The organism is Streptomyces sp. NPDC096310, assembly GCF_044763125.1.
GTDB lineage: Bacteria > Actinomycetota > Actinomycetes > Streptomycetales > Streptomycetaceae > Streptomyces.
The window spans coordinates 207,097-229,872 of sequence record NZ_JBIWFO010000001.1; the positions used below are offsets into that span (position 1 = coordinate 207,097).

Below are 22,776 nucleotides of genomic sequence, written 5' to 3' on the forward strand. Positions count from 1 at the left end.
GATCCGGCAGCCCAAGCACCTGAGCCACAGCGCCAAGGAGACTCTGGAGCGCTGTGCGAAGTCGTAATTCCTGAAATACATGGCACGGGCTCCGCAACGCCCAGCGCTATGGAGCGCAGGCGGCACCGCCGTCCATGAGACGACGGAGCTGTACGACCCTAAAGCGTTCACGACGCCGGGAGCCGTCGGCCGCGCCTGGGAGCGTCTTTTCGCAATACAGCTCGACAAGATCCGCGAGAAGGAGCCCAACGAGAATCTGTGGCGCCGGTCGGCCGGCGAGGACATCGAGACCTGGCAGCGAATCGGGCTCGGCTTCGTCCAGTCGTACATCTCCTGGCGCGAGCGCTCCCCGTGGGAAATCTGGACGACGCCGACCCGTGAGCCGGCGATCGAACGCTGACGTCCAAGATGCTCATCGAAGGCGGCTGGCGCAAGGCTGCGGGGTACGCCGAGCTGAAGGCGGACCTGGACGCGTGGGCGGCCGGCCGCTGGGCCCAGGGCCCAGGTGAAGCCCGGCTGCGTCTGCGGGCTGACCGAGAGGTACACCGCAGGACAGAAGGGCTACAGCAGGCACGGCATCCCCACGGGGCAGTGCCCTCGGCACCAGGAGGGGTAATGCAGGACGGAGTACCCAGAGGCGAAGACGCTGCCGCGTGGCTGCGCGAGCACTTCAAGGACGACGACGCGCCGAGGGTCAGCATTGCCTGGCGCGACGAGGAGCCTGACCCCGTCGCCTATCAGCGAATCCTCGAAATTCTATTCACCCCCCGCCCGGGCCCCTCAGCCACATAGGGTTGCGACCACATGGGTGACCCCGGCGGCGCTACCAACGCCCCGGGGCCTGGCCAGTCTGGGAGGACTGACATGAGCAAGACTCTCATGTCCGCGATCGAAACGGCGGACAGGGGTACGCGAGCTCGGATTCGAGCCGTGGACTACCTCCGAGTGAGCACGGAAGAACAGAAAAAGGGCTATGGCATCCAGTACACGGGCAAGAAAACCGCCCAGTACATCGCCAAGAAGGACTGGGCGCACGTCAACACATATGTTGACGAGGGGGTGAGTGGCAGTCTCCCCGCCCACGAGCGCGAAGGTCTCGCCCGACTGATGCGGGACGCCCGCGAGAGCCCGCGGCCGTTCGACATGGTCACGGTTTTTGAGGGCCGCGCGATCGGCCGTCTCGGCCAGGCTTTCTGGCCCTGGGGCTGGGAACTGGAGAAGCTAGGCATCTACGTAGCCGTCGTCAAGGACGATTACGACAACTCGACGGCTCCCGGCCGTAGCAGGATGCGCAAGGACGCCGACTACGCCGAAGAGAAGCGCGAGAATATCAGGACGCGCACTCAGGGCGGCATTCAGGAGAAGGCTGAGGACGGGCTGTACCCGGGCGGCAGGGTGCCGTTCGGCTGGTGCGTGACTGAGCAGGGGAAGAAGGGGCTCTCTCACTACACAGTCAGCGAGTCGGAGTCCAAGACGTCTCGTCGTGCGCGGGAAATCTTCGTCGCGAAGCGAAGCTGGTACGCCGTGGCCCTGACGCTGAACGCTGAGGGGCTGCACCAGCGCAACGGCAAGCCCTGGTCGCGAAAGAACATCCGTATGCGGATGCTCAACGATGCTGTGCTTAAAGGGCAAGTGGTCTACCGCGGCAAGTCTGCCGCGCGGGACCGGGACGGGAACACCGTCTTCGGGGAACCGGTCGTCATCGAGCTTCCCCAGTTCTTCACTCCGGAGGAGATTGAGGAGCTGAAGGTGGCAGCCAGGGCTGCACCGAGGGCGGTCGCCACGGATACGCGCGTCTACATCCTGCGCGGGATGTTCGCCAGCGAATGCGGCGCGCTGTACCGCGGGCATCGGAATCACGAGAACTCCGTGATCTACCGGTGCACTGGTCGCGACGAGGAGTACGCCGGAGCAGGCGGCACCTGTTCGTGTCCGCCCCTGGAGGCGGAGCACACGGAGGCGCAGGTCTGGTGTGACGTGATGGCGCTTCTGGGTGACGCCGAGCGCATGAAGGCCATGGCCATGGACCGGATCAACGCCGTAGCGGATCGGCAGGTGGACTACACCGCCCGAATTGCGCAGCTTGATCAGCAGATTGCGGAGCAGACGGACGTAATCGACGTGACCATGGTGGCGGCCGCGAGGCAGGCCGCCAAGCGCGGCTTGCGTGGCGCCAAGGCCGAAGAGGCCGTGGAGCGAGCCGTCGAGCCTTTGGAGGAGAACCGTACGGCGCTGGAGAGGCTGCGGCGTGACGTCGTGGCCTGGCAGCGGGAGGCAGAGAGCGCGACACAGCAACTACGGGATTTCGAACGCCTCGCAGAGATGGCGCGGCGGAACTTGCGCGATCTCCATCCGGCGGAGAAGCACGAACTGTTGACCCGATTGGAGATGGAGGCCCACGTAGTTCGCGCCGTCGCGCGTCAGCAGGGGGTGAGGTGCACCGTGCGAGCGTGGTTCACCGAGCGCGGGCGGGGCGTGCCCATTCTGACCGATGCAGGATGGGAGCGTATCAAGCCTTTGATGGGCGGCTCCCGGTCAACGCTGGACAGGAGGCTCGTCGTGGAGTCACTGCTCCACAAGGCCCGTACAAACCTGCGCTGGCGGGATATGCCGGAGACCTACGGCAACTATCGCTCGCTTTCCACGCAGGCGCAGCGCTGGCTAACGTCCGGTACGTGGACGCGAGCCATGGAAGAACTGAAGGACGCGGAGACGGTGCCGGCCTGGCGGCCGGAGCAGACTGAGATCTGCGTCAGCCTGCGGCCACTGGCCATTGAGTCCAGCCTCGGTGACGAGGACCGCGAAGGTTGGTCGACGGGCCGCCCAGACAGAACTCCGTACGCTCGCCGAACCCCTGGCGCGCGGTGTCGTGCTGGACGATGTCCGCGTGCGCGCCGCAGTCCTTGATCAGCGCGGAGAGCTCCAGCAGGGCGGAGACGTCGTAACGGTGGACGGCGCCGTCACTGCCCGCCTTGCGGTTGACGACCAGCAGGCACTCGGAGTTGGCGGGCAGCCCGAAGAACGCCTGCTTCCTGCGCAGCCTGCGCTGCCAGAGAGAGGTACGGGCGAGCCAGCCCAGGGCGGCGCTGACACCCGCGGCGACAACGCCGAGCACGATGTTGCGTATGTCGTCATTCATGGCCGCGCATCGTAGCCGCAGCACGCGCCCGTGTCAGAGGCGGTCCTGACGATGCCGGTACGCGGCGGATACGCTGCGGCCGGACAGTCACCGACTGGCCCCATCGCCGACCGGAGGTACCTGATGCGTCGCTCCACCGCGCGGAATCTCTCGCTCATGGCCGTCACCGCCACGCTGCTCTCGGTCGCCGCCGCGGCGCCGCCCGGGGCGGCCCCGGGCCCGCCCGCGCAGGAGCCGCCGGTGAAGGTGCCGGTGGCGACGGGGTACGGGGGAGCGGTCGCCAGCGTCGACGCGGACGCCTCGGCGGCGGGCATCGAGGTCCTCAGGAAGGGCGGCAACGCCGTGGACGCGGCCGTCGCCACCGCCGCCGCGCTCGGTGTCACCGAGCCGTACTCCGCGGGCATCGGCGGAGGCGGCTACTTCGTTCACTACGACGCCGCGTCCCGTACGGTGCACACCATCGACGGGCGGGAGACCGCGCCGGCCTCCGCCGACAGCTCGCTCTTCCTGGAGAACGGCAAGCCGATCCCGTTCGCGGACGCCGTGACCAGCGGACGGAGCGTCGGCGCCCCCGGCACCCCGGCCACCTGGGACACCGCGCTGCGGGCGTGGGGCAGCCGGTCGCTCGGGCAGGTGCTGAAGCCCGCGGAGCGGCTGGCGAAGGACGGCTTCACGGTCGACGCGACCTTCCGCGCGCAGACCCAGTCGAACCAGGCCCGGTTCGCGGACTTCCCCGACACCGCCAGGCTCTTCCTGCCCGGCGGCCAACTGCCCGTCGTGGGCTCGGTGTTCAAGAACGCCGACCTGGCGCGTACCTACCGGGAACTGGGCCGCGAGGGCACCGGACTGCTCTACCGGGGCGCCCTGGGCCGCGACATCGTCCGTACGGTCCGCACACCCCCGGTCGACCCGGCGGCGGACCGCACGGTGCGCCCCGGTGATCTGACGGCGCGGGACCTCGCCAACTACCGCACCAAGCGTCAGGCACCCACCAAGGTCTCCTACCGAGGGCTCGACGTGTACGGCATGGCGCCCTCGTCCTCCGGTGGTACCAGCGTCGGTGAAGCCCTCAACATCCTTTCCCGTACGGACCTTTCGAAGGCGTCGCAGACGGCCTATCTGCACCGGTACATCGAGGCGAGCCGGATCGCCTTCGCGGACCGGGGACGCTGGGTCGGGGACCCGGCCTTCGAGGACGTCCCCACGAAGGGGCTGCTCTCGCGGCGCTTCGCGGACTCCCGCGCCTGCCTGATCAAGGACGACGCGGTCCTCAAGAGCCCGCTGGCGCCCGGAGATCCGGGCGATCCGACCCCGTGCGCACCGGGCGGCACCGCCGCGCCGACCACGTTCGAGGGCGAGAACACCACGCATCTCACGGTCGCCGACAAGTGGGGCAACGTCGTCGCGTACACCCTGACCATCGAGTCGACGGGCGGCAGCGCGATCACCGTGCCGGGGCGGGGCTTCCTGCTCAACAACGAGCTGAGCGACTTCTCGTTCGCCCCGGCCAACCCGGCGGTCCACGACCCGAACCTGCCGGGCCCGGGCAAGCGGCCGAGGTCCTCGATCTCCCCGACGATCGTCCTGGACCGGCACGACAAGCCCGTCCTCGCGGTCGGTTCGCCGGGCGGCGCGACCATCATCACCACCGTGCTCCAGACGCTGACGGGCACCCTCGACCGCGGGCTGCCGCTGGTCGAGGCGATCGCCGCGCCCCGCGCCAGCCAGCGCAACGCGGCCGCCACCGAGCTGGAGCCGGGGCTGTGGGACAGCCCCGTACGGCAGCGACTGGAGGCGCTCGGGCACACGTTCACCCAGAACCCGGAGATCGGCGCGGCCACCGGGGTGCAGCGGCTGCCCGACGGGCGCTGGCTGGCGGCGGCGGAGAAGGTGCGCAGGGGAGGCGGCTCGGCGATGGTCGTCCGCCCGGCGGGCGCCGCGCGCTGACCCTGGCGGGTCGGCGCCGGCCCCGGCGGGCGGCGCGGACCGGCCAGGGCCCGCGCGCTGCCCCCGGCCGGTCGGCGCCGACCCCGGCCGCTCCCCGCTGATCCCGGTCCGTCCCCACCGGCGTCCCGTGAGTTTCAACTCGATGAGGACAAAGTGTGGACGGTTCGAGGCACTCTTCGTACGCTGGGCGTCGCTCTCGCACGGAAGGTCCGTCCCCGGCCGCGCTGCCCCGCAGCGCACAGCAGGAGGAAGAGTGACGCCCCGCACGCACCAGAGCGCCCCCAGCCATCGCCGTACCCCCCGAAGATTCGCCGGGCTGCTCCTCGCGGCCCTGCTCACCGGCGGCCTCGCCGCGCCCGTCGCCGCGGCGGACGAGAAACCCTTCGGTGACCTGCCGCCCCAGGAACCCGGGGTCACCCTGCGGGTCTTCGACATCCAGTCCCCGCTGAGCAAGCTCTGCGACCTCAAGCCCGCCCAGACCCCCAACGTCGACAAGCTGATCCCCACCGTCGACTGGTCGTCCACCGACGGCTTCGGCTTCACCGACAACTTCGTGTCGCAGATCATCGGCAACCTCCAGGTCCCCGAGGACGGCACCTACGCCTTCCGCCTGATCAGCGACGACGGTTCGCGTCTGTTCCTCGGTGACAAGAAGGTCATCGACCACGACGGACTCCACGGCGCCGAACCCAAGGACGGCGAGATCGCCCTCCTCCCCGGCTACCACCCCCTGCGGATCGACCACTTCGACCGCGGCGGCGGACAACAGGTCACCCTCCAGTGGAAGCCACCGGGCGCGGACTCCTTCACCCTCGTCCCGAACTCCGTGCTCAGCACCGACGCCGGCGTCGTGCGGGTCACCGCCCCCGGCCGCAAGGAGTGCGAGGGCAGTTACGACACGCCCGGCGACGGACTCCCGCTGACCTCGGTCAACCCCGGTTACGCCCTCACCGATCTGCGCCCCGAGGGCTTCGAGCCACAGGTCTCCGCGATGGACTGGCTGCCCGGCGGCCGGCTCGCCGTGACCACCTGGGGCGGCAGCGCCAAGACGGAGGGGGAGGTGTACGTCCTCGACCATGTGACGGGGGACACCGGCCCCGAGAAGGTCACGTACACGAAGATCGCCGGCGGCCTGAAGGAGCCGATGGGGATCAAGTACGTCGACGGAAAGCTGTACGTCTCGGAGAAGCACCAGCTGACCGAGCTGGCGGACACCAAGGGCGAGAACACGGCGGGCGAGATCCGCAAGGTCGCCGAGTGGCCGTACGGCGGCAACTTCCACGAGTTCGCCTTCGGACTGCTCTACGAGGACGGGAACTTCTATCTGAACCTGTCCGTCGCCATCAACCTGGGCGGCGCGACGACCGTCCCGCAGCCCGCCCCGAACCGCGGCACCACCGTCAAGGTGAACAAGAAGACAGGAAAGGTCAGTTACCTGGCCGGCGGCCTCCGCACCCCCAACGGCATCGGACGGGGCCCCGGGGGCGAGCTGTTCGTCACCGACAACCAGGGCGGCTGGCTGCCCGCCTCCAAGCTGGTCCATGTGAAGAAGGACCGGTTCTTCAACCACTACACCGAGCCGGACGGCCCGTTCGACGACCGTACGGTCACCAAGCCGGTCCTCTGGCTGCCGCAGAACGAGATAGCCAACTCGCCCAGCACACCGCTGCTGTTGAAGAAGGGGCCGTTCGCCGGCCAGATGCTCTTCGGCGATGTCACCTACGGCGGAATCCAGCGCGCCGACCTGGAGAAGGTGAAGGGCGAGTACCAGGGCGCGGTGTTCCGGCACACCCAGGGCCTGGAAGCCGGGATCACCCGCATCAGCACCGGACCGGACGGCGCGATCTACGCGGGCGGCCTCGGCGCCGACGGAAACTGGGGCCAGGAGGGCAAGCTCCGCTTCGGCCTCCAGAAACTCACGCCGAACGGAAAGACCGCCTTCGACATCAAGACCATGCGCGCCACCCGCGACGGCTTCGAACTCACCTACACCCAGCCCCTGTCGGAGGAGACGGCCGCCAAGCTGACCGAGGGCGCCTACTCCGTCGAGCAGTGGCGGTACGTCCCCACCCCGGCGTACGGCGGCCCCAAGATCGACGAGGAGGTCCTGCCCGTCGCGGCCGCCCGGCTCTCCGACGACCGGCGCAAGGTCCGGCTCACCATCCCGGGGCTGAAGACCGACCGGGTGGTGCATCTCCGCTCGCCGCGCCCGTTCGCCTCGGCCATCGGTGAGCAACTCTGGTCCACCGAAGCCTGGTACACGCTGAACGCCCGCCCGGGACCCGAGCAGCCCGTCACCTCGTACGACGCCGAGTCGGCGCGCCTGACCGGCGGGGCGGACATCGACACCGAGCACGCCGGGTACACCGGCGGCGGCTTCGTCGACGGCTTCGGCACCCAGGGCGCCACCGCCACCTTCGAGGTCGACGCGCCCGCGAAGGGCGACTACGACCTGGCACTGCGCTACGCCAACGGCCCCAACCCCTTTGCCGGGACCAAGACCATCGGCGTCGGCGTCAACGGCGGGCAGACCCGGCAGACGAGTCTCCCCTCCACCGGTGCCTGGAACCGCTGGTCCACGAAGACCGAGCGGTTCACCCTGAACAAGGGCCGCAACACCCTCACGTACACCTACCGGCCCGAGGACACCGGACACGTCAACCTCGACATGGTCGAGGTACGCAGACCCGGAAGCCGGATCGACCTGTTCTCCGGCGGCAGCGTCTCCACCGCGTGGCAGCACACCGACGGTCGCGCTGTCGAATGGCCGCGCGCCGCCGAGAACTCCATCGAGGTGTGCTGCGGCGACATCCGCACCAAACAGGCCTTCGGCGACTTCCGGCTGCACGCCGAGTTCCGGGTGCCGAAGCTGCCGGACGACGTCACAGGACAGGACCGCGGCAACAGCGGCATCTACCTCCAGGAGCGGTACGAGATCCAGATCCTGGACTCCTTCGGAGTGGAGGAACTGGCCGCGAACGAGGCCGGGTCCATCTACAACAAGAAGGCCGCCGACCTGAACGCCGGCACCGCGCCCGAGACCTGGCAGACGTACGACATCGTCTTCCGCGCGGCCCGTTTCGACGCCGAGGGCCGCAAGACCGAGGACGCCAGGATCAGTGTGGAGTGGAACGGCCGCACGGTCCACGACAACGTGGCGGTGGACGGCCCGACCGGCACCGGCGACGCCGAATCCGCCGCGGCGGGCGCGATCCGGCTCCAGGACCACGGCAACAAGGTCCGGTTCCGGAACGTCTGGATCGAACCGCTGGACTGACGGCCCCGGGAGGGGATCCGCGAACCCGGGCCGGCCGTGCGTGGTGGACGGACACCACCGTGCGCGGCCGGCCCCGGCAGGCCTCAGAGCGCCGTCAGGATCCGCGGGCCCTCGTCGGTGATCGCCACCGTGTGCTCCACGTGGGAGGCGCGGCTGGAGTCGAGGGTACGGACCGTCCAGCCGTCGTGGGCCGTGAAGCTGCGGTCCGTACCGCTGCCCGTCAGCATCGGCTCGATCGCCAGGACCATGCCGTGGCGCAGCCGTATGCCGCGACCCGGGCGGCCCTCGTTCGGGACGCCCGGGTCCTCGTGCATCGCCCGGCCCACACCGTGGCCGCCGAAGCCCGCGGGGATGCCGTACCCGGCCGCGCGGCAGACCCGGCCGATCGCGTGCGCGATGTCGCCGATCCGGTTGCCGACCCGGGCCGCGGCGATGCCCGCCTCCAGCGCCTCGTACGACGTGTCGATCAGCCGGAGGTCGTCCGGGCGGGCGCGGCCCACCGTGAAGCTGACCGCCGCGTCCCCGACCCAGCCGTCGAGGACCGCACCGCAGTCGATCGACACGAGGTCGCCGTCGGTCAGCCGGTAGGAGCCGGGGATGCCGTGCACGATCATGTCGTTGACGGAGGCGCAGATGACCGCGGGGAAGGGCGTGGGCGCCCAGCCGGGGTGATAGTCGAGGAAGGGCGAGCCGGCCCCCGCCTCGCGCAGTACGGCGCGGGCGGTCTCGTCGAGCGCGCGCAGCGAGACCCCCACGGCGGCGGCCTCGCGCACGGCTGTCAGCGCTTGGGCGACGACCCGGCCGGCGTCCCGCATGGCGTCCAGGGACGCGTCGGTTTTGATCTCCACCATTCCAATAACTATACCGGTCGGTGAGGGCGCCCCGGAATCGCCCGGCCGGTATTACAATGACGGAATGGTACGGACCCCTCTCACCATCGAAGAGCGCGAGCGCGGCGAACGGCTCGGCCATCTGCTCCGCGAGGCGCGCGGCTCACGGAGCATGGTGGAGATCGCCGCCGTCGCCGGACTCTCGCCCGAGACGCTGCGCAAGATCGAGACCGGCCGTGCCCCGACCCCGGCCTTCTTCACGGTGGCCGCGCTGGCCGCGGCGCTGGGCCTGTCGATGGACCGGATCGCGGAGAGCTGCACACCGGTACCGGTCTGACGTCACGGCCTCGGGTGCCGGTCGGGACGCCACGCCGCGTCCGAACCGGTGCCGGTACGGCGCCGTGCGCCCGAGCCCTGGACGGACGGTGCGGGCGCGGTGCGTAGGCTTGCCACGGTGACGATCCTCGGCGACCTCGCCCGCTCCCGCTATGTCAGTCTCACCACCTACCGCAAGGACGGTACGGGGGTCGCCACCCCCGTCTGGCACGCGGTGGACGGGGATGAGCTGTTCGTCTGGACCCGCTCCGACTCCTGGAAGGTCAAGCGGCTCCGCGCAGACCCCCGCGCGGTGGTGGCGGTCTGCGATGTGCGCGGGCGGATCGCCCCCGGCGCGCCGACCGCCGAGGGCACCGCGCGGCTGCTCGAAGGGGCGGACCTGGACCGGGTCCTGAAGCTCATCGCCCGCAAGTACACCTGGCAGTTCTGGCTGGTCGACGTGCCGGCCCGGATCGCACGGCGCGGCAAGCGCCCGCACACCGGGATCGTCGTCACCTTCTGACGCCCGGGTTCCGCCGCCCGGCGAGGAGGGCATCGCACCCTCCCCGAAAACTGTCTGTATTCGGCCCGTAACACACCTGCGGTCGAATGCCTCGGACCGGAGTGGTTCGCTTCGGCACGGGAGGGGCGAGACAGCGATGGCGGTACGGCAACTCCCGGTGGAGATCGGGACGTTCGCGCGGTACTTAACGGACCTGACGACACTGCTCGACCCGGGCGCCGGCTGGTACGGAGTCTTTCTCCACCGCGACCCCGAGGGTCTGCGGGCCTGCCTCGGCGGCACCGAGATCCCGCCCTGGGACGTGGTGGAGTCGCTGCTCCAGGACTTCGCGGCCGGGCGCGACACGCACACCGTCGCCAGGGAGGGCGAGCGGGCAGGGCGGCTCCACTCCGCCGCGGCCGGGGCGTACGACCGGCTCCCCGGCGGCGGCGAGGCGCTCACCGAACGGCTGCGGCTGATGGACCGGGAACGGACGCACGCGGCGGGCCGGGCCGAGGAACTGGTCCGGCTGCTCCGTACGACACCCGAGGGGGCGCCGGGCGGGCGGCAGCTCACCCATGACCTGGCCTGGATCCGCGACGACCTCGCCCGCGCCACCGCCCGCTGCTCCGAACTCCGCGCCAGACTGGCGGCGTTGCCAAGGCCGGACGCCGCAGCTCCGGCCCGGGCCGCCGACGCCGCCGGGCCGGTCCCCGCCCCCAAACCCCCGCGGAAGAAGCGCACACCACGGGGCGCCCGCTTCGCCGGGATCGAGGTCGACGAGGTCCAGGAGGCCGAGGAGCCGCCGCCCGCCCCCGTGTCCCCGGCACCGTCGGCCGCCGCGCCCGCCACCCCGCGCGGCGCCCGGTTCGGCGGCGCGCCCGTCGCACCCCGGCGCGAAGCGCCCCCCGCGCCCTCGCCGGAGGACCACCGCGCCGCCGTCGAGACCGTCGCCGAACTGCGCAGGCTGCGCGCAGAGGGGCGCACGGGCGAGGCGCATGTCGTGCTCTGCGAGGCGGCGGGCCGCCCGCCGGAACAGCTCCCCCCGCTCGCCGCGGAACTGCACCGCGCCGGGCTCGGCGCCGACTGGGCCGAACTGCTGTGGGAGGCGGCCTTCCTGCCGCCCGCGCGGCTCGCCGCCGCGGCCGGGGCGCTCGCCGCCGCAGGCCGTGACGACGACTGCGGGCAGTTGCTGCGCCAGGGGGTCTCCCGGCCGGCCGCGGAGATCACCGACGCCGTGCTCGCACTGGGCGAGGCGGGCCGCGCGCACGAGGCGCGGGCGCTGCTCAGCGCCTTCGTACAGGCGCGTGCGCCGGAGGAGGCGGCGCTTCTCGCCGCGCCCGATCCGCGCCGTCTCGTACCGCAGCTTCTTGACGCGGCGCGCGCCGTGTCGGCCTCCCGTGAGCGCGATGTGGTGCATGCTCTGCGGGTGGCCGGATTCGCGCCGGGCTGAGCCGGGCGGCCCCGCCGTCCACCGCTGTCGACCGCTCGGGTGTGAAACAGAGTCGACTCTGCGGGTTAACGACGATGGTCTTGCCCCCGTGTGAGCCGGGGCTTACGTTCTCCTCCTACGCAAACTCTACGTGCGTAGAGCTGACCGAAGCACCCGCCGAAGGAGCAGCTCGTGGCCCGAGTCGTACGCGCCGCACTCGTCCAGGCGACCTGGACGGGCGACACCGAATCCATGATCGCCAAGCATGAGGAACACGCCCGCGAGGCGGCCCGGCAGGGCGCGAAGATCATCGGATTCCAGGAAGTCTTCAACGCCCCCTACTTCTGCCAGGTGCAGGAGCCGGAGCACTACCGCTGGGCCGAGCCCGTCCCGGACGGGCCGACCGTCACCAGGATGCGCGAGCTGGCGCGGGAGACCGGAATGGTCGTGGTGGTCCCGGTCTTCGAGATCGAGCAGTCCGGCTTCTACTACAACACCGCGGCGGTGATCGACGCCGACGGCTCGTACCTCGGCAAGTACCGCAAGCACCACATCCCGCAGGTCAAGGGGTTCTGGGAGAAGTACTACTTCAAGCCCGGGAACGCCGGCTGGCCGGTGTTCGACACCGCCGTCGGCCAGGTCGGCGTCTACATCTGCTACGACCGCCACTTCCCCGAGGGCTGGCGCCAGCTCGGCCTGAACGGCGCCGAGATCGTGTACAACCCGTCCGCCACCTCGCGCGGCCTCTCCAGCTACCTGTGGCAGCTCGAACAGCCCGCCGCGGCCGTCGCCAACGAGTACTTCGTCGCCGCGATCAACCGCGTCGGCCAGGAGGAGTACGGCGACAACGACTTCTACGGCACCAGCTACTTCGTCGACCCGCGTGGCCAGTTCGTCGGTGAACCGGCGAGCGACAAGGCCGAGGAACTGGTCGTACGGGATCTGGACCTGGCGGTGATCGAGGAGGTGCGCCAGCAGTGGGCGTTCTACCGGGACCGGCGCCCGGACGCGTACGAGGGGCTGGTGCAGGCGTGAGCGACCTCCACGACCGCCACCGCGCCGTCCTGCCCGACTGGCTCGCGCTCTACTACGACGAGCCGATCGAGATCAGCCACGGCGAGGGCCGCCATGTCTGGGACGCCGAGGGCAACCGCTACCTCGACTTCTTCGGCGGCATCCTCACCACCATGACCGCCCACGCGCTCCCCGAGGTCACCAAGGCGGTGACCGAGCAGGCCGGCCGGATCATCCACTCCTCCACCCTCTATCTCAACCGCCCGATGGTCGAACTCGCCGAGCGCATCGCGGCGTTGTCGGGCATCCCGGACGCCCGGGTCTTCTTCACCACCTCCGGCACCGAGGCCAACGACACGGCGCTGATGCTGGCCACCGCGTACCAGGGGTCCAGCCAAGTCCTCGCGATGCGCAACAGCTACCACGGCCGGTCCTTCTCCACCGTCTCCATCACCGGCAACCGCGGCTGGTCGCCCACCGGACTCTCCCCGCTCCAGACGCTGTACGTGCACGGTGGCGTCCGCAACCGCGGGCCCTACGCGGGGCTCACCGACGAGCGGTTCATCGAGGCGTGCGTCGCCGATCTGGAGGACCTGCTCGGCCACACCCGTACACCCGCCGCACTGATCGCCGAACCGGTGCAGGGCGTCGGCGGGTTCACCGCCCCGCCCGACGGGCTGTACGCCGCGTTCCGCGAAGTCCTCGACCGGCACGGCATTCTGTGGATCAGCGACGAGGTGCAGACCGGCTGGGGCCGCACCGGGGAACACTTCTGGGGCTGGCAGGCGCACGCCGAGAACGGGCCGCCGGATCTGCTCACCTTCGCCAAGGGCATCGGCAACGGCATGTCCATCGGCGGGGTCGTCGCCCGCGCCGACATCATGAACTGCCTGGACGCCAACTCCATTTCGACCTTCGGCGGCAGCCCGGTCACCATGGCGGCCGGCCTGGCCAACCTCGCGTACCTCCAGGAGCACGACCTCCAGGGCAACGCCCGCCGCGTCGGCGGTCTGCTCATCGAGCGGCTGCGGGCCATCGGCGCGTGTGTCGACTCCGTACGCGAAGTACGCGGCCGGGGGCTGATGATCGGCATCGAGCTGATCAACCCCGCGACCGGTGAGGCCGCGCCGCGCACCGCCTCGGCCGTGCTCGAAGCGGCCCGCGAGGGCGGTCTGCTGATCGGCAAGGGCGGCGGCCACAACACCAGCGTGCTGCGGATCGCCCCGCCCCTCTCGCTGACCGTCACCGAGGCCGAAGAGGGCGCCGCGATCCTGGAACAGGCCCTGCGGGGCGCCTGATCCGGCGATCCGCCCGGCCGGGTAAGCCCCGGTCCGGCCGCGTACGCCCCGGCCGCGTACGCACCCGCTCCGGGCCGTCCCGGTCCGGCCGTACGCGGCCGGACCGCACCCCGCCCCCTCCTCCGACCGTACGAAAAGGGAGCGCCACCAGCATGAGCAGCACCCGCACCCTGATCCGCGGCGGGCTCGTCGTCACCGCCGCCGACGAGACCCACGCCGATGTCCTGATCGAGGACAGCAGGATCGTCGCCCTCGCCGCGCACGGTTCCGACGCCGCCGCGGGCTGGACCGCCGGCCGTACGATCGACGCCACCGGCAAGTACGTCATCCCGGGCGGTGTCGACGCGCACACCCACATGGAGATGCCCTTCGGCGGCACCTTCGCGGCGGACACCTTCGAGACCGGCACCCGCGCCGCCGCCTGGGGCGGCACCACCACCATCGTCGACTTCGCCATCCAGGCCCCGGGACAGTCGCTGCGCGCGGGGCTCGACGCCTGGTTCGCCAAGGCCGACGGCAACTGCGCCATCGACTACGGCTTCCACATGATCATGGCGGACGTCAACGAGAGCTCGCTCAAGGAGATGGACCTGCTCGTCCAGGAGGGCGTCACCAGCTTCAAGCTGTTCATGGCCTACCCGGGCGTCTTCTACAGCGACGACGGCCAGATCCTGCGGGCCATGCAGCGCGCCTCGCACAACGGCGGGCTGATCATGATGCACGCCGAGAACGGCATCGCCATCGACGTCCTCGTCGAACAGGCCCTGGCCGCCGGGCACACCGACCCGCGCTACCACGGCGAGGTGCGGAAGGCCCTGCTGGAAGCGGAGGCCACCCACCGGGCGATCCAGCTCGCGCGGGTCGCGGACGCCCCGCTCTACGTCGTGCACGTCTCCGCGGAGGAGGCCCTCGCCGAACTGGCCGCCGCCCGCGACAAGGGGCTGCCCGTCTTCGGGGAGACCTGTCCGCAGTACCTCTTCCTCTCCACCGACAACCTGGCGGAACCGGACTTCGAGGGCGCCAAGTACGTCTGCTCCACCCCGCTGCGGCCCAAGGACCACCAGGCGGCCCTGTGGCGCGGGCTGCGCACCGACGACCTCCAGGTGGTCTCCACGGACCACTGCCCGTTCTGCTTCTCCGGCCAGAAGGAGATGGGCCGCGGCGACTTCTCCAAGATCCCCAACGGGCTGCCCGGCGTGGAGAACCGTATGGACCTGCTCCACCAGGCCGTGGTCGAGGGGCACATCACCCGGCGCCGCTGGATCGACATCGCCTGCGCCGCCCCGGCCCGGATGTTCGGCCTCTACCCGCGCAAGGGCACCATCGCGCCGGGCGCCGACGCCGATGTCGTCATCTACGACCCGGGCACCGAGCAGACCGTCTCCGCCGAGACCCACCACATGGACGTGGACTACTCCGCGTACGAGGGCAAACGGCTCACCGGCCGGGTCGAGACGGTGCTCTCCCGGGGCGAACTCGTCATCGACCGGCGGGAGTTCACCGGCCGGGCCGGACACGGCCAGTACACCCCCCGCTCTCTCTGCCAGTACCTCGACTGAACCAGGAGCGACAGCGATGGACTTCGGACTCGTCCTCCAGACCGACCCGCCCGCCTCCGCCGTCGTCGACCTCATGCGGCGCGCGGAGCACAACGGCTTCCGATACGGCTGGACCTTCGACTCGGCCGTGCTCTGGCAGGAGCCGTTCGTCATCTACAGCCGGATCCTGGAGCACACCACCAACCTGACCGTGGGCCCCATGGTCACCAACCCGTCCACCCGGACCTGGGAGGTGACCGCCTCCACCTTCGCCACCCTCAACGAGATGTACGGCAACCGCACCGTGTGCGGCATCGGCCGCGGCGACTCCGCCCTGCGCGTGGCGGGCCGCAAGCCCAACACCCTCGCGACTCTCGGGGAGTCGATGGGCGTCATCCGCGATCTGGCGGAGGGCCGCGAGACCACCGTCGACGGGAAGACACTGCGGCTGCCCTGGGTACGGGACGGGAGACTGCCGGTGTGGATGGCGGCGTACGGGCCCAAGGCACTGGCCCTCGCCGGGCGGAAGGCCGACGGTTTCATCCTCCAGCTCGCCGACCCGTTCCTCACCGAGTGGATGGTCAAGGCGGTGCGCACGGCGGCCTCCGACGCCGGACGCGACCCGGATTCGATCACCATCTGTGTCGCCGCGCCCGCCTATGTGAGCGACGACCTCGCCCACGCGCGGGAGCAGTGCCGGTGGTTCGGCGGGATGGTCGGCAACCATGTCGCCGATCTCGTGTCGCGCTACGGGGAGCACTCCGGGCTCGTACCGGACGCGCTCACCACATATGTCAAGGAGCGTGAGGGGTACGACTACAGCCACCACGGCCGGACCGGCAACCCGTCGGCGGACTTCGTCCCCGACGAGATCGTGGACCGCTTCTGTCTGCTCGGTCCCGTGGCGGCGCACATCGAGAAGCTGAAGGCGCTGCGCGCGCTCGGCGTCGACCAGTTCGCCCTCTACGACATGCACGACGCGAAGGAGGCGACGATCGACGCGTACGGCGCCGAGATCATCCCGGCGCTCCAGGACTGACCCGCGGGGCCTCGACCCCGCCCCCGGGGACCGGCCCGGGTCACCGCTCACCTCGCAACCCGCTGCCCGCACGGCCTCGTTCGACGTCCCCGTCCCCGCCCGCCCTCGAACGAAGGGTCCCGCCGCCATGACCGCGACCGTACCGCCCGCATCCTCCGCCGACGGACCGATAGCCGACCCCGGGGGCCGCGTCGAGCTGCCGCCCGGCGAGGTCCCCCAGGACAGCCGCTTCGCCAACGCCGATCTGCTGCCCGTCCCGGTGGCGCGGCGGAACTGGACGACGTACAACTTCGCCGCGCTCTGGGTCGGCATGGCGCACAACATCCCGTCCTGGCTGCTGGCGTCCGGCCTGGTCACCCTGGGCATGGACTGGAAGCAGGCGGTCCTCACGATCGCGCTGGCCAATGTGATCGTGCTGCTGCCGATGCTGCTGACCGGGCACGCGGGGCCGAAGTACGGCATCCCCTTTCCGGTGCTCGCCCGCGCCTCGTTCGGGCTGCGTGGCGCCAATCTGCCCGCGCTGATCCGCGCCGCCGTCGCCTGCGCGTGGTTCGGGATCCAGACCTGGATCGGCGGGCAGGGCATCTTCGTCCTGCTCGGCAAGATCTTCGGCGGCTGGGCGGAGGCGTCGCGGATCGGCGGCCAGCCCTGGACGCTCTGGCTCTGTTTCGTGCTCTTCTGGGCGCTCGAACTCGCCATTATTTACCGGGGGATGGACACCCTGCGGCGGTTCGAGAACTGGGCGGCGCCCTTCGTGATCGTCGGCGCGCTGGTCCTGCTGGTCTGGATCACCGTCAAGGCGGGCGGCCTGGGGCCGCTGCTCGACCAGCCGTCCGCACTGGGCTGGGGCGCGGAGTTCTGGCCCGTCTTCTTCCCCTCGCTCATGGGGATGATCGCCTTCTGGTCCACCCTGTCGCTGAACATCCCCGACTTCACCCGCTTCGGCGCGGGCCAGCGCGCCCAGATCCGCGGACAGTCCCTCGGTCTGCCCACGACCATGACGCTCTTCGCACTGCTCTCGGTCTTCGTCACCTCCGGATCGCAGGCGGTGTACGGCGCCGCCGTCTGGGACCCGGTCGAACTGGCGGCGAAGACGGACAATGTCTTCGGACTGGTGTTCGCACTGGTGACCGTGCTGGTCGCAACGGTCTCGGTGAACATCGCGGCCAATGTCGTCTCGCCCGCCTACGACCTCGCCAACCTCGCCCCGAAAGTCATCAACTTCCGTACGGGCGCCCTGATCACCGGGGTCATCGGCGTCCTCATCATGCCGTGGAAACTCACCGCCACGCCCGAGTTGTACATCTTCACCTGGCTCGGTCTGGTCGGCGGACTGCTCGGTACGGTCGCGGGCATCCTGATCGCCGACTACTGGATCGTCCGGCGCACCGTGCTCGACCTCGCCGCCCTCTACCGGCCGGGCGGACCGTACTGGTACACGCGCGGCTGGAACCCGCGGGCCGTGGCCGCCTTCGCCGTCGGCGGGGTGCTGGCGGTGGGCGGCTCCCACTCCGCGCCCGGGAAGGGCCCCTTCCCCGAGGACGGGCTGATCCCCTTCCTGCGGCCGCTCGCGGACTACGGCTGGGCGGTGGGGCTGGCCGCCTCGCTGGCCGTGTATCTGGTCCTGACGCTGCCGTCCGGGCGCCGGGGCGCGAAGATGGTCACGTACGAGTGACCAACGCCCCCGCCGGGCCCGGCCGCACACACCGGGCCCGCGGAGGCCGGTGTGAAAGTGGTGCGGGTGTGAAGCTGACGATTCTCGGCGGCGGCGGGTTCCGGGTCCCTCTGGTGTACGGCGCTCTCCTCGGCGACCACGCGGAGGGACGGGTCACCGAGGTCACCCTCCACGACCTGGACGCCGGCCGGCTCGGCGCCATCGCCCGGGTCCTCGCCGAACAGGCCCGGTCCGTCCCCGACGCGCCCACCGTGACCGCCACGACCGATCTGGACGAGGCGCTGCGCGGCGCCGACTTCGTCTTCTCCGCGATCCGCGTCGGCGGGCTCGAAGGGCGCGCGGCGGACGAGCGGGTCGCGCTGGCCGAGGGCGTCCTCGGGCAGGAGACGGTGGGTGCGGGCGGCATCGCGTACGGGCTGCGCACCGTGCCCGTCGCCGTCGACATCGCCCGGCGGGTGGCGCGTCTCGCACCGGACGCCTGGGTCATCAACTTCACCAACCCGGCGGGACTGGTCACCGAGGCCATGTCCCGCCACCTCGGCGACCGTGTCATCGGCATCTGCGACTCACCCGTGGGTCTCGGCCGCCGGGTCGCGCGGGTCCTCGGCGCGGACCCCGACCGCGCGTGGATCGACTACGTCGGCCTCAACCACCTCGGCTGGCTGCGCGGACTGCGCGTCGACGGCCGCGACGAACTGCCCCGGCTGCTCGCCGACCCCGACGCCCTCGGCTCGTTCGAGGAGGGCAAGCTCTTCGGCGCCGACTGGCTCCGCTCGCTCGGCGCCGTCCCCAACGAGTACCTGCACTACTACTACTTCAACCGCGAGGCCGTCCTCGCCTACCAGCAGGCCGAGCAGACCCGCGGCGCCTTCCTCCGGGACCAGCAGGCCCGCTTCTACGAGGAGGTGGCCCGCCCCGGCGCCCCCGCGCTGCACACCTGGGACCGGACCCGGGCCGAGCGCGAGGCCACGTACATGGCGGAGAACCGCGAGGCCGCGGGGGCCGGTGAGCGGGACGACGACGACCTGGAGTCCGGCGGCTACGAGCAGGTCGCGCTCGCGCTGATGCGGGCCGTCGCCCGCGACGAACGCACCACGCTCATCCTCAACGTCCGCAACCGGTCGACGCTCGCCGCGCTCGACGCCGAGGCGGTCATCGAGGTGCCCTGCCTCGTGGACGGCAACGGCGCGCACCCCGTCACCGTCGCCCCGCTGCCGTACCACGCCACCGGGCTGGTCTGCGCGGTCAAGTCGGTCGAGCGCGAGGTGCTGGCCGCCGCCGAGAGCGGTTCGCGCGCCTCGGCCGTCGCGGCCTTCGCGCTGCACCCGCTGGTGGACTCGGTGACCGTCGCCCACCGCCTGCTGGACGGCTACCGGGCCGTACACCCCGGCCTGGCCTACCTCGACCGCCCGTAACCCGCCGTCCGGCGGCAGCCGGTCCGCCACCGCAGCGTTTACCGTCCCGCGTCCACCGTCCACCGTCTCCGTCCTCGTCCCACGTCGGAACCGTTCCCTTCCCGAAGGAGACAGCGCATGGCTCTCGCCCCCTTCCATCTCGCCGTCCCGGTCGACGACATCGAGGCCGCCCGGAGGTTCTACGGCGGTGTGCTCGGCTTCGCCGAAGGCCGGTCGGACACCCGGTGGATCGACTGGAACTTCGGCGGCCACCAGGTCGTCACCCACCAGGTCGGCGACGGTCCCTCCGGGACTCCCCGGGACGCCGTCGCCGGCACCAACCCCGTCGACGGGCACGAGGTGCCGGTACCGCACTTCGGACTCGTCCTGCCCGTCCCGGAGTTCAAGGAGCTGGCGGCCCGGATGACCGCGGCCGGCACCGCGTTCGTGATCGAGCCCTATGTCCGCTTCGAGGGCGAGCCCGGCGAGCAGTGGACGATGTTCTTCCTCGACCCGGCCGGAAACGCCCTGGAGTTCAAGGCCTTCGCGGACCTCGGCCGGCTCTTCGCGGCCTGACGGGGATCGGTCCGGCGCCGGCGGACGCCGTCTCCCGAATGGGCGACGGCGCCCGAATTGCCGTGCCGGGTTACCCGATCTTCATCGAAAACCCCGCCCGAGCGCGGGCCTCACTCTTGTCGTGGGTCTGTATGCGAAATACGGTCGGCGGTATTCCTTGATCGGCTCCTGGCGGGAGGCAGAATCTCGTGCGCCGAACACCTCTCGGACTCATCGCGCTCGCCCTGACCGTGCTCCTCTCCGGCTGCGCCTCGCTCCAGTCGTCCGCGACCGGGACCGGCGAGGTACGGATGACCGACGACCGGCCCGTACGCGACGGCGGCACCCTCACCGTCGCCCTCAACGCGGACCCCGACAAGCTCGATCCGAGCCTCGCCCAGACCCTCGTCGGCCGTACCGTCTTCGCGGGCATGTGCGAGAAGCTGTACGACATCGACCAGCACGGGACGATCGTCCCGCAGCTCGCCACCGCGCTGCCCGCCGTCTCCGCCGACGGCCGGACCGTCACCGTACGCGTCCGCCGCGACGCCCGGTTCAGCGACGGCACCCGGCTCGACGCCCGCGCCGTCGCCGGCTCGCTGCTGCGCCACCGCGATCTGCCGGGCTCCGCCCGCGCCACCGAACTCGCCCCGCTGGAACGGGTGGAGGCCACCGGGCCCGACACCGTACGCCTCACCCTGAAGCAGCCGTACGTACCGCTCACCGGGGTGCTCGCCGACCGTTCCGGGATGGTCATGTCCCCGGCCGCGCTGGCGAAGTACGGCAAGAACTTCACCAACCACCCCTCCTGCGTCGGTCCGTTCCGCTTCGTCGAGCGGGTCGGCGGCGACCGGATCGTGCTCCGCAAGGACCCCCGCTACTACGACGCGGACCGGGTCCGTCTCGACCGCGTGATCTACAAGCCGATACCCGACGGCACCGTACGCCTGGCCAATCTGCGCTCCGGCGACATCCAGATCGGGGACCAGATGACCCCCGTCGATGTCCGTGGCGCACAGAGCGAACCGAAGCTCCAGGTCTTCAACTCTCCGTCCCTCGGCTACCAGGGCATCGGCCTCAACGTCGGCAATGTGCGCGGACTCGGCGAGAAACCGGGAAGGATCGACACCCCGATCGCCCGGGACGTCCGGGTCCGTGAGGCGTTCGCCCTCTCCCTCGACCGGGAGCTGATCAACAAGGTCGTCTTCCAGGGGATGTACGAACCGGCCTGTGGCCCCGTCTCGCCCGGCTCCGCCCTCGCACCGGGCGTCGACCCCGCGCGCTGCCCGCAACGGGACGCCGCACGGGCCAGACGGCTGCTGGCCGAGGCGGGCGTGAGAACCCCCGTCCGGATGGAGCTGAAGGTCTCCACGACCCCCGAGTCCAGCAGACTGGGACAGGTCGTCCAGGCCATGGCCAAGGAGGCGGGCTTCGCGGTCACCCTGCGCCCCACCGAGTACGCCACGCTGCTGGAGGAGACCGACTCCGGTGCCTTCGACGCGTTCACCAGCGGCTGGTCGGGACGGCTCGACCCGGACGGCAACATCGCGAGCTTCCTCGGCACCCGGGGCGCGATGAACGCGTACGGGCTCTCCGACCCACGGATCGACGAGCTGATCGCCCAGGGCCGCAGAGAAGCCGACCCCAGTGAACGCGCCTTGATCTACGAGGAGTTGACACGCCGGGCCAACGCCGAACACGCCCTCGTCTATGTCTACCGGCAGAAGAACTACGCCGTCGCCACGAAGGCGGTCGCCGGGGTCCGGATCTACGGCGACGGACTCGTCCGCGTCACGACCGCCGGATACGCCCGATGACCCGCCATCTGCTCACCCGGCTGCGCCAGTCGCTGATCACTCTCTTCCTGGTGAGCGTCGTCGTCTTCGCGGGCGTCAGGGCCCTGCCCGGCGACCCCGCGCTCGCCCTCGCCGGGGAGGAGCGCAGCCCCGAAGCGCTGGCCGCCGTCCGGGAGAGCTACGGTCTCGACGACAACCTCGCCGTCCAGTACGGGCGTTACGTCGGGCATGCTCTCACCGGCGATCTGGGCACCTCCTCCCGTACCGGCCTGCCGGTCGCCGACGCCATCGCCGAGGCCCTGCCCGTCACCCTCGAACTCGCCGCGCTCTCCCTGCTGCTGGCCGTCGTGGTCGGCATCGGGTCCGGGGTCGTCGCCGCCGTACGGCGCGGCCGGCCCGAGGAATGGCTCGCCAACGCCGTCGCCCTGCTCGGGCTCTCCGTGCCCACCTTCTGGCTCGGCATCGTCCTCGTCCTGGCCTTCGCCATCGCACTGCCCGTCTTCGCGGCCTCCGGCTACGTGCCGTTCACCACCGACCCGCTCGACAACCTGCGCCGTATGGTGCTGCCCTCGATCGTGCTCGGATCCGGGCTCGCGGCGGTCGTGATGCGCCAGACCCGCGCCGCCATGCTCGACTCGCTCTCCGCCGACTACGTCCGGACGGCGCGCGCCAAAGGGCTGACGCGGCGTCAGGTCATCGGCGGGCACGCCCTGCGCAACTCCCTGGTCACGGTGGTGACCGTGCTCGGCCTCCAGCTCGGCCACCTCATCTCCGGAGCCGTCGTCACCGAACAGATCTTCGTCCTGCCGGGCTTCGGCAAGCTCACCATCGACGCCGTCTTCACCCGCGACTACGCGACACTGCAAGCCGTGGTGCTGTGCACCTCCACCGCGTACATCCTCATCAACCTGCTGGTCGACACGGTCTATTCGGTGATCGACCCGCGCATCAGGATCGGAGGTGCCCGGTGACCCCGTCCCGTACGGCGCGCGGACCGGCCGCCGCGGGGGCCGCCGCGGCGGCGA

General features: G+C 70.9%; 17 protein-coding genes and 1 pseudogene. 16 read left to right on the plus strand and 2 right to left on the minus strand.

Going from position 1 to position 22,776, the window contains the following annotated elements; translation table 11 throughout:
- The first annotated feature begins 79 nt into the window (after positions 1-79).
- A complete protein-coding gene (locus tag ACIQ7D_RS00855) occupies positions 80-400 on the plus strand; it encodes a hypothetical protein (protein ID WP_403931900.1) in 321 nt (106 codons plus the stop codon).
- Positions 401-864: 464 nt separating this feature from the next.
- Entirely contained in the window at positions 865-2,907 is a 2,043-nt protein-coding gene (locus tag ACIQ7D_RS00860) for a recombinase family protein (protein WP_403931903.1), read from the plus strand.
- Here ACIQ7D_RS00860 and ACIQ7D_RS00865 read toward each other — a convergent pair.
- Positions 2,789-3,139, minus strand: a pseudogene (locus ACIQ7D_RS00865) (hypothetical protein); the annotation flags it as partial. The gene ACIQ7D_RS00860 and the pseudogene ACIQ7D_RS00865 overlap by 119 nt on opposite strands.
- A 123-nt stretch (positions 3,140-3,262) precedes the next feature.
- Between ACIQ7D_RS00865 and ggt the strand changes: the two are divergent.
- Positions 3,263-5,086 carry a gamma-glutamyltransferase gene (gene ggt / locus ACIQ7D_RS00870; RefSeq protein ID WP_403931906.1) on the plus strand — a complete coding sequence of 608 codons (1,824 nt, stop codon included), beginning with the start codon at positions 3,263-3,265 and terminating at the stop codon, positions 5,084-5,086.
- 253 nt (positions 5,087-5,339) lie between these two features.
- A complete protein-coding gene (locus ACIQ7D_RS00875; protein WP_403931908.1) occupies positions 5,340-8,363 on the plus strand; it encodes a family 16 glycoside hydrolase in 3,024 nt (1,007 codons plus the stop codon).
- A gap of 83 nt (positions 8,364-8,446) precedes the next feature.
- Here the strand turns inward: ACIQ7D_RS00875 and map are convergent, their stop codons facing one another.
- Entirely contained in the window at positions 8,447-9,214 is a 768-nt protein-coding gene (map, locus tag ACIQ7D_RS00880) for a type I methionyl aminopeptidase (RefSeq protein ID WP_403931910.1), read from the minus strand.
- Positions 9,215-9,278: 64 nt separating this feature from the next.
- Here map and ACIQ7D_RS00885 point away from each other — a divergent pair, with 64 nt between their 5' ends.
- The 12 genes from ACIQ7D_RS00885 to ACIQ7D_RS00940 all read left to right on the plus strand — a co-directional run bounded on the left by ACIQ7D_RS00885 (position 9,279) and on the right by ACIQ7D_RS00940 (position 22,722).
- On the plus strand, positions 9,279-9,530 hold the full coding sequence (locus tag ACIQ7D_RS00885; protein ID WP_385001308.1) for a helix-turn-helix domain-containing protein: 252 nt from the start codon (positions 9,279-9,281) through the stop codon (positions 9,528-9,530).
- A gap of 123 nt (positions 9,531-9,653) precedes the next feature.
- The gene (locus ACIQ7D_RS00890) at positions 9,654-10,031 is read left to right on the plus strand and encodes a PPOX class F420-dependent oxidoreductase (RefSeq protein ID WP_403933739.1); all 378 of its coding nucleotides are present in this window, start codon (positions 9,654-9,656) and stop codon (positions 10,029-10,031) included.
- Positions 10,032-10,167: 136 nt separating this feature from the next.
- Positions 10,168-11,463: a hypothetical protein gene (locus tag ACIQ7D_RS00895; protein ID WP_403931914.1), complete on the plus strand. Its 1,296-nt coding sequence runs from the start codon at positions 10,168-10,170 to the stop codon at positions 11,461-11,463.
- 171 nt (positions 11,464-11,634) lie between these two features.
- Complete coding sequence (locus ACIQ7D_RS00900) at positions 11,635-12,477, plus strand: nitrilase-related carbon-nitrogen hydrolase (protein WP_403931915.1); 843 nt, start codon at positions 11,635-11,637, stop codon at positions 12,475-12,477.
- A complete protein-coding gene (locus ACIQ7D_RS00905) occupies positions 12,474-13,754 on the plus strand; it encodes an aspartate aminotransferase family protein (protein WP_403931918.1) in 1,281 nt (426 codons plus the stop codon). The genes ACIQ7D_RS00900 and ACIQ7D_RS00905 overlap by 4 nt, the downstream gene beginning before the upstream one ends.
- Positions 13,755-13,906: 152 nt before the next feature.
- On the plus strand, positions 13,907-15,313 hold the full coding sequence (gene hydA, locus ACIQ7D_RS00910) for a dihydropyrimidinase (RefSeq protein WP_403931920.1): 1,407 nt from the start codon (positions 13,907-13,909) through the stop codon (positions 15,311-15,313).
- 16 nt (positions 15,314-15,329) lie between these two features.
- The gene (locus ACIQ7D_RS00915) at positions 15,330-16,331 is read left to right on the plus strand and encodes a TIGR03842 family LLM class F420-dependent oxidoreductase (protein ID WP_403931923.1); all 1,002 of its coding nucleotides are present in this window, start codon (positions 15,330-15,332) and stop codon (positions 16,329-16,331) included.
- Between the two features lie 127 nt (positions 16,332-16,458).
- On the plus strand, positions 16,459-18,006 hold the full coding sequence (locus ACIQ7D_RS00920; RefSeq protein ID WP_403931926.1) for an NCS1 family nucleobase:cation symporter-1: 1,548 nt from the start codon (positions 16,459-16,461) through the stop codon (positions 18,004-18,006).
- Positions 18,007-18,074: 68 nt separating this feature from the next.
- The gene (locus ACIQ7D_RS00925; protein WP_403931928.1) at positions 18,075-19,421 is read left to right on the plus strand and encodes a 6-phospho-beta-glucosidase; all 1,347 of its coding nucleotides are present in this window, start codon (positions 18,075-18,077) and stop codon (positions 19,419-19,421) included.
- 117 nt (positions 19,422-19,538) lie between these two features.
- A complete protein-coding gene (locus ACIQ7D_RS00930) occupies positions 19,539-19,976 on the plus strand; it encodes a VOC family protein (RefSeq protein WP_403931930.1) in 438 nt (145 codons plus the stop codon).
- Positions 19,977-20,164: 188 nt separating this feature from the next.
- The gene (locus tag ACIQ7D_RS00935; RefSeq protein WP_403931933.1) at positions 20,165-21,772 is read left to right on the plus strand and encodes an ABC transporter substrate-binding protein; all 1,608 of its coding nucleotides are present in this window, start codon (positions 20,165-20,167) and stop codon (positions 21,770-21,772) included.
- The gene (locus ACIQ7D_RS00940; protein WP_403931935.1) at positions 21,769-22,722 is read left to right on the plus strand and encodes an ABC transporter permease; all 954 of its coding nucleotides are present in this window, start codon (positions 21,769-21,771) and stop codon (positions 22,720-22,722) included. The genes ACIQ7D_RS00935 and ACIQ7D_RS00940 overlap by 4 nt, the downstream gene beginning before the upstream one ends.
- Positions 22,723-22,776: the final 54 nt, after the last annotated feature.

What these genes read in the sequence shown, in the direction of transcription:
- ACIQ7D_RS00855 (WP_403931900.1), top strand. Translation starts at nt 80, where the DNA reads ATGGCACGGGCTCCGCAACGCCCAGCGCTATGGAGCGCAGGCGGCACC.
- ACIQ7D_RS00860 (WP_403931903.1), top strand. Translation starts at nt 865, where the DNA reads ATGAGCAAGACTCTCATGTCCGCGATCGAAACGGCGGACAGGGGTACG.
- ggt (WP_403931906.1), top strand. Translation starts at nt 3,263, where the DNA reads ATGCGTCGCTCCACCGCGCGGAATCTCTCGCTCATGGCCGTCACCGCC.
- map (WP_403931910.1), bottom strand. Translation starts at nt 9,214, where the DNA reads ATGGTGGAGATCAAAACCGACGCGTCCCTGGACGCCATGCGGGACGCC.
- ACIQ7D_RS00885 (WP_385001308.1), top strand. Translation starts at nt 9,279, where the DNA reads ATGGTACGGACCCCTCTCACCATCGAAGAGCGCGAGCGCGGCGAACGG.
- ACIQ7D_RS00895 (WP_403931914.1), top strand. Translation starts at nt 10,168, where the DNA reads ATGGCGGTACGGCAACTCCCGGTGGAGATCGGGACGTTCGCGCGGTAC.
- hydA (WP_403931920.1), top strand. Translation starts at nt 13,907, where the DNA reads ATGAGCAGCACCCGCACCCTGATCCGCGGCGGGCTCGTCGTCACCGCC.
- ACIQ7D_RS00915 (WP_403931923.1), top strand. Translation starts at nt 15,330, where the DNA reads ATGGACTTCGGACTCGTCCTCCAGACCGACCCGCCCGCCTCCGCCGTC.
- ACIQ7D_RS00920 (WP_403931926.1), top strand. Translation starts at nt 16,459, where the DNA reads ATGACCGCGACCGTACCGCCCGCATCCTCCGCCGACGGACCGATAGCC.
- ACIQ7D_RS00930 (WP_403931930.1), top strand. Translation starts at nt 19,539, where the DNA reads ATGGCTCTCGCCCCCTTCCATCTCGCCGTCCCGGTCGACGACATCGAG.
- ACIQ7D_RS00940 (WP_403931935.1), top strand. Translation starts at nt 21,769, where the DNA reads ATGACCCGCCATCTGCTCACCCGGCTGCGCCAGTCGCTGATCACTCTC.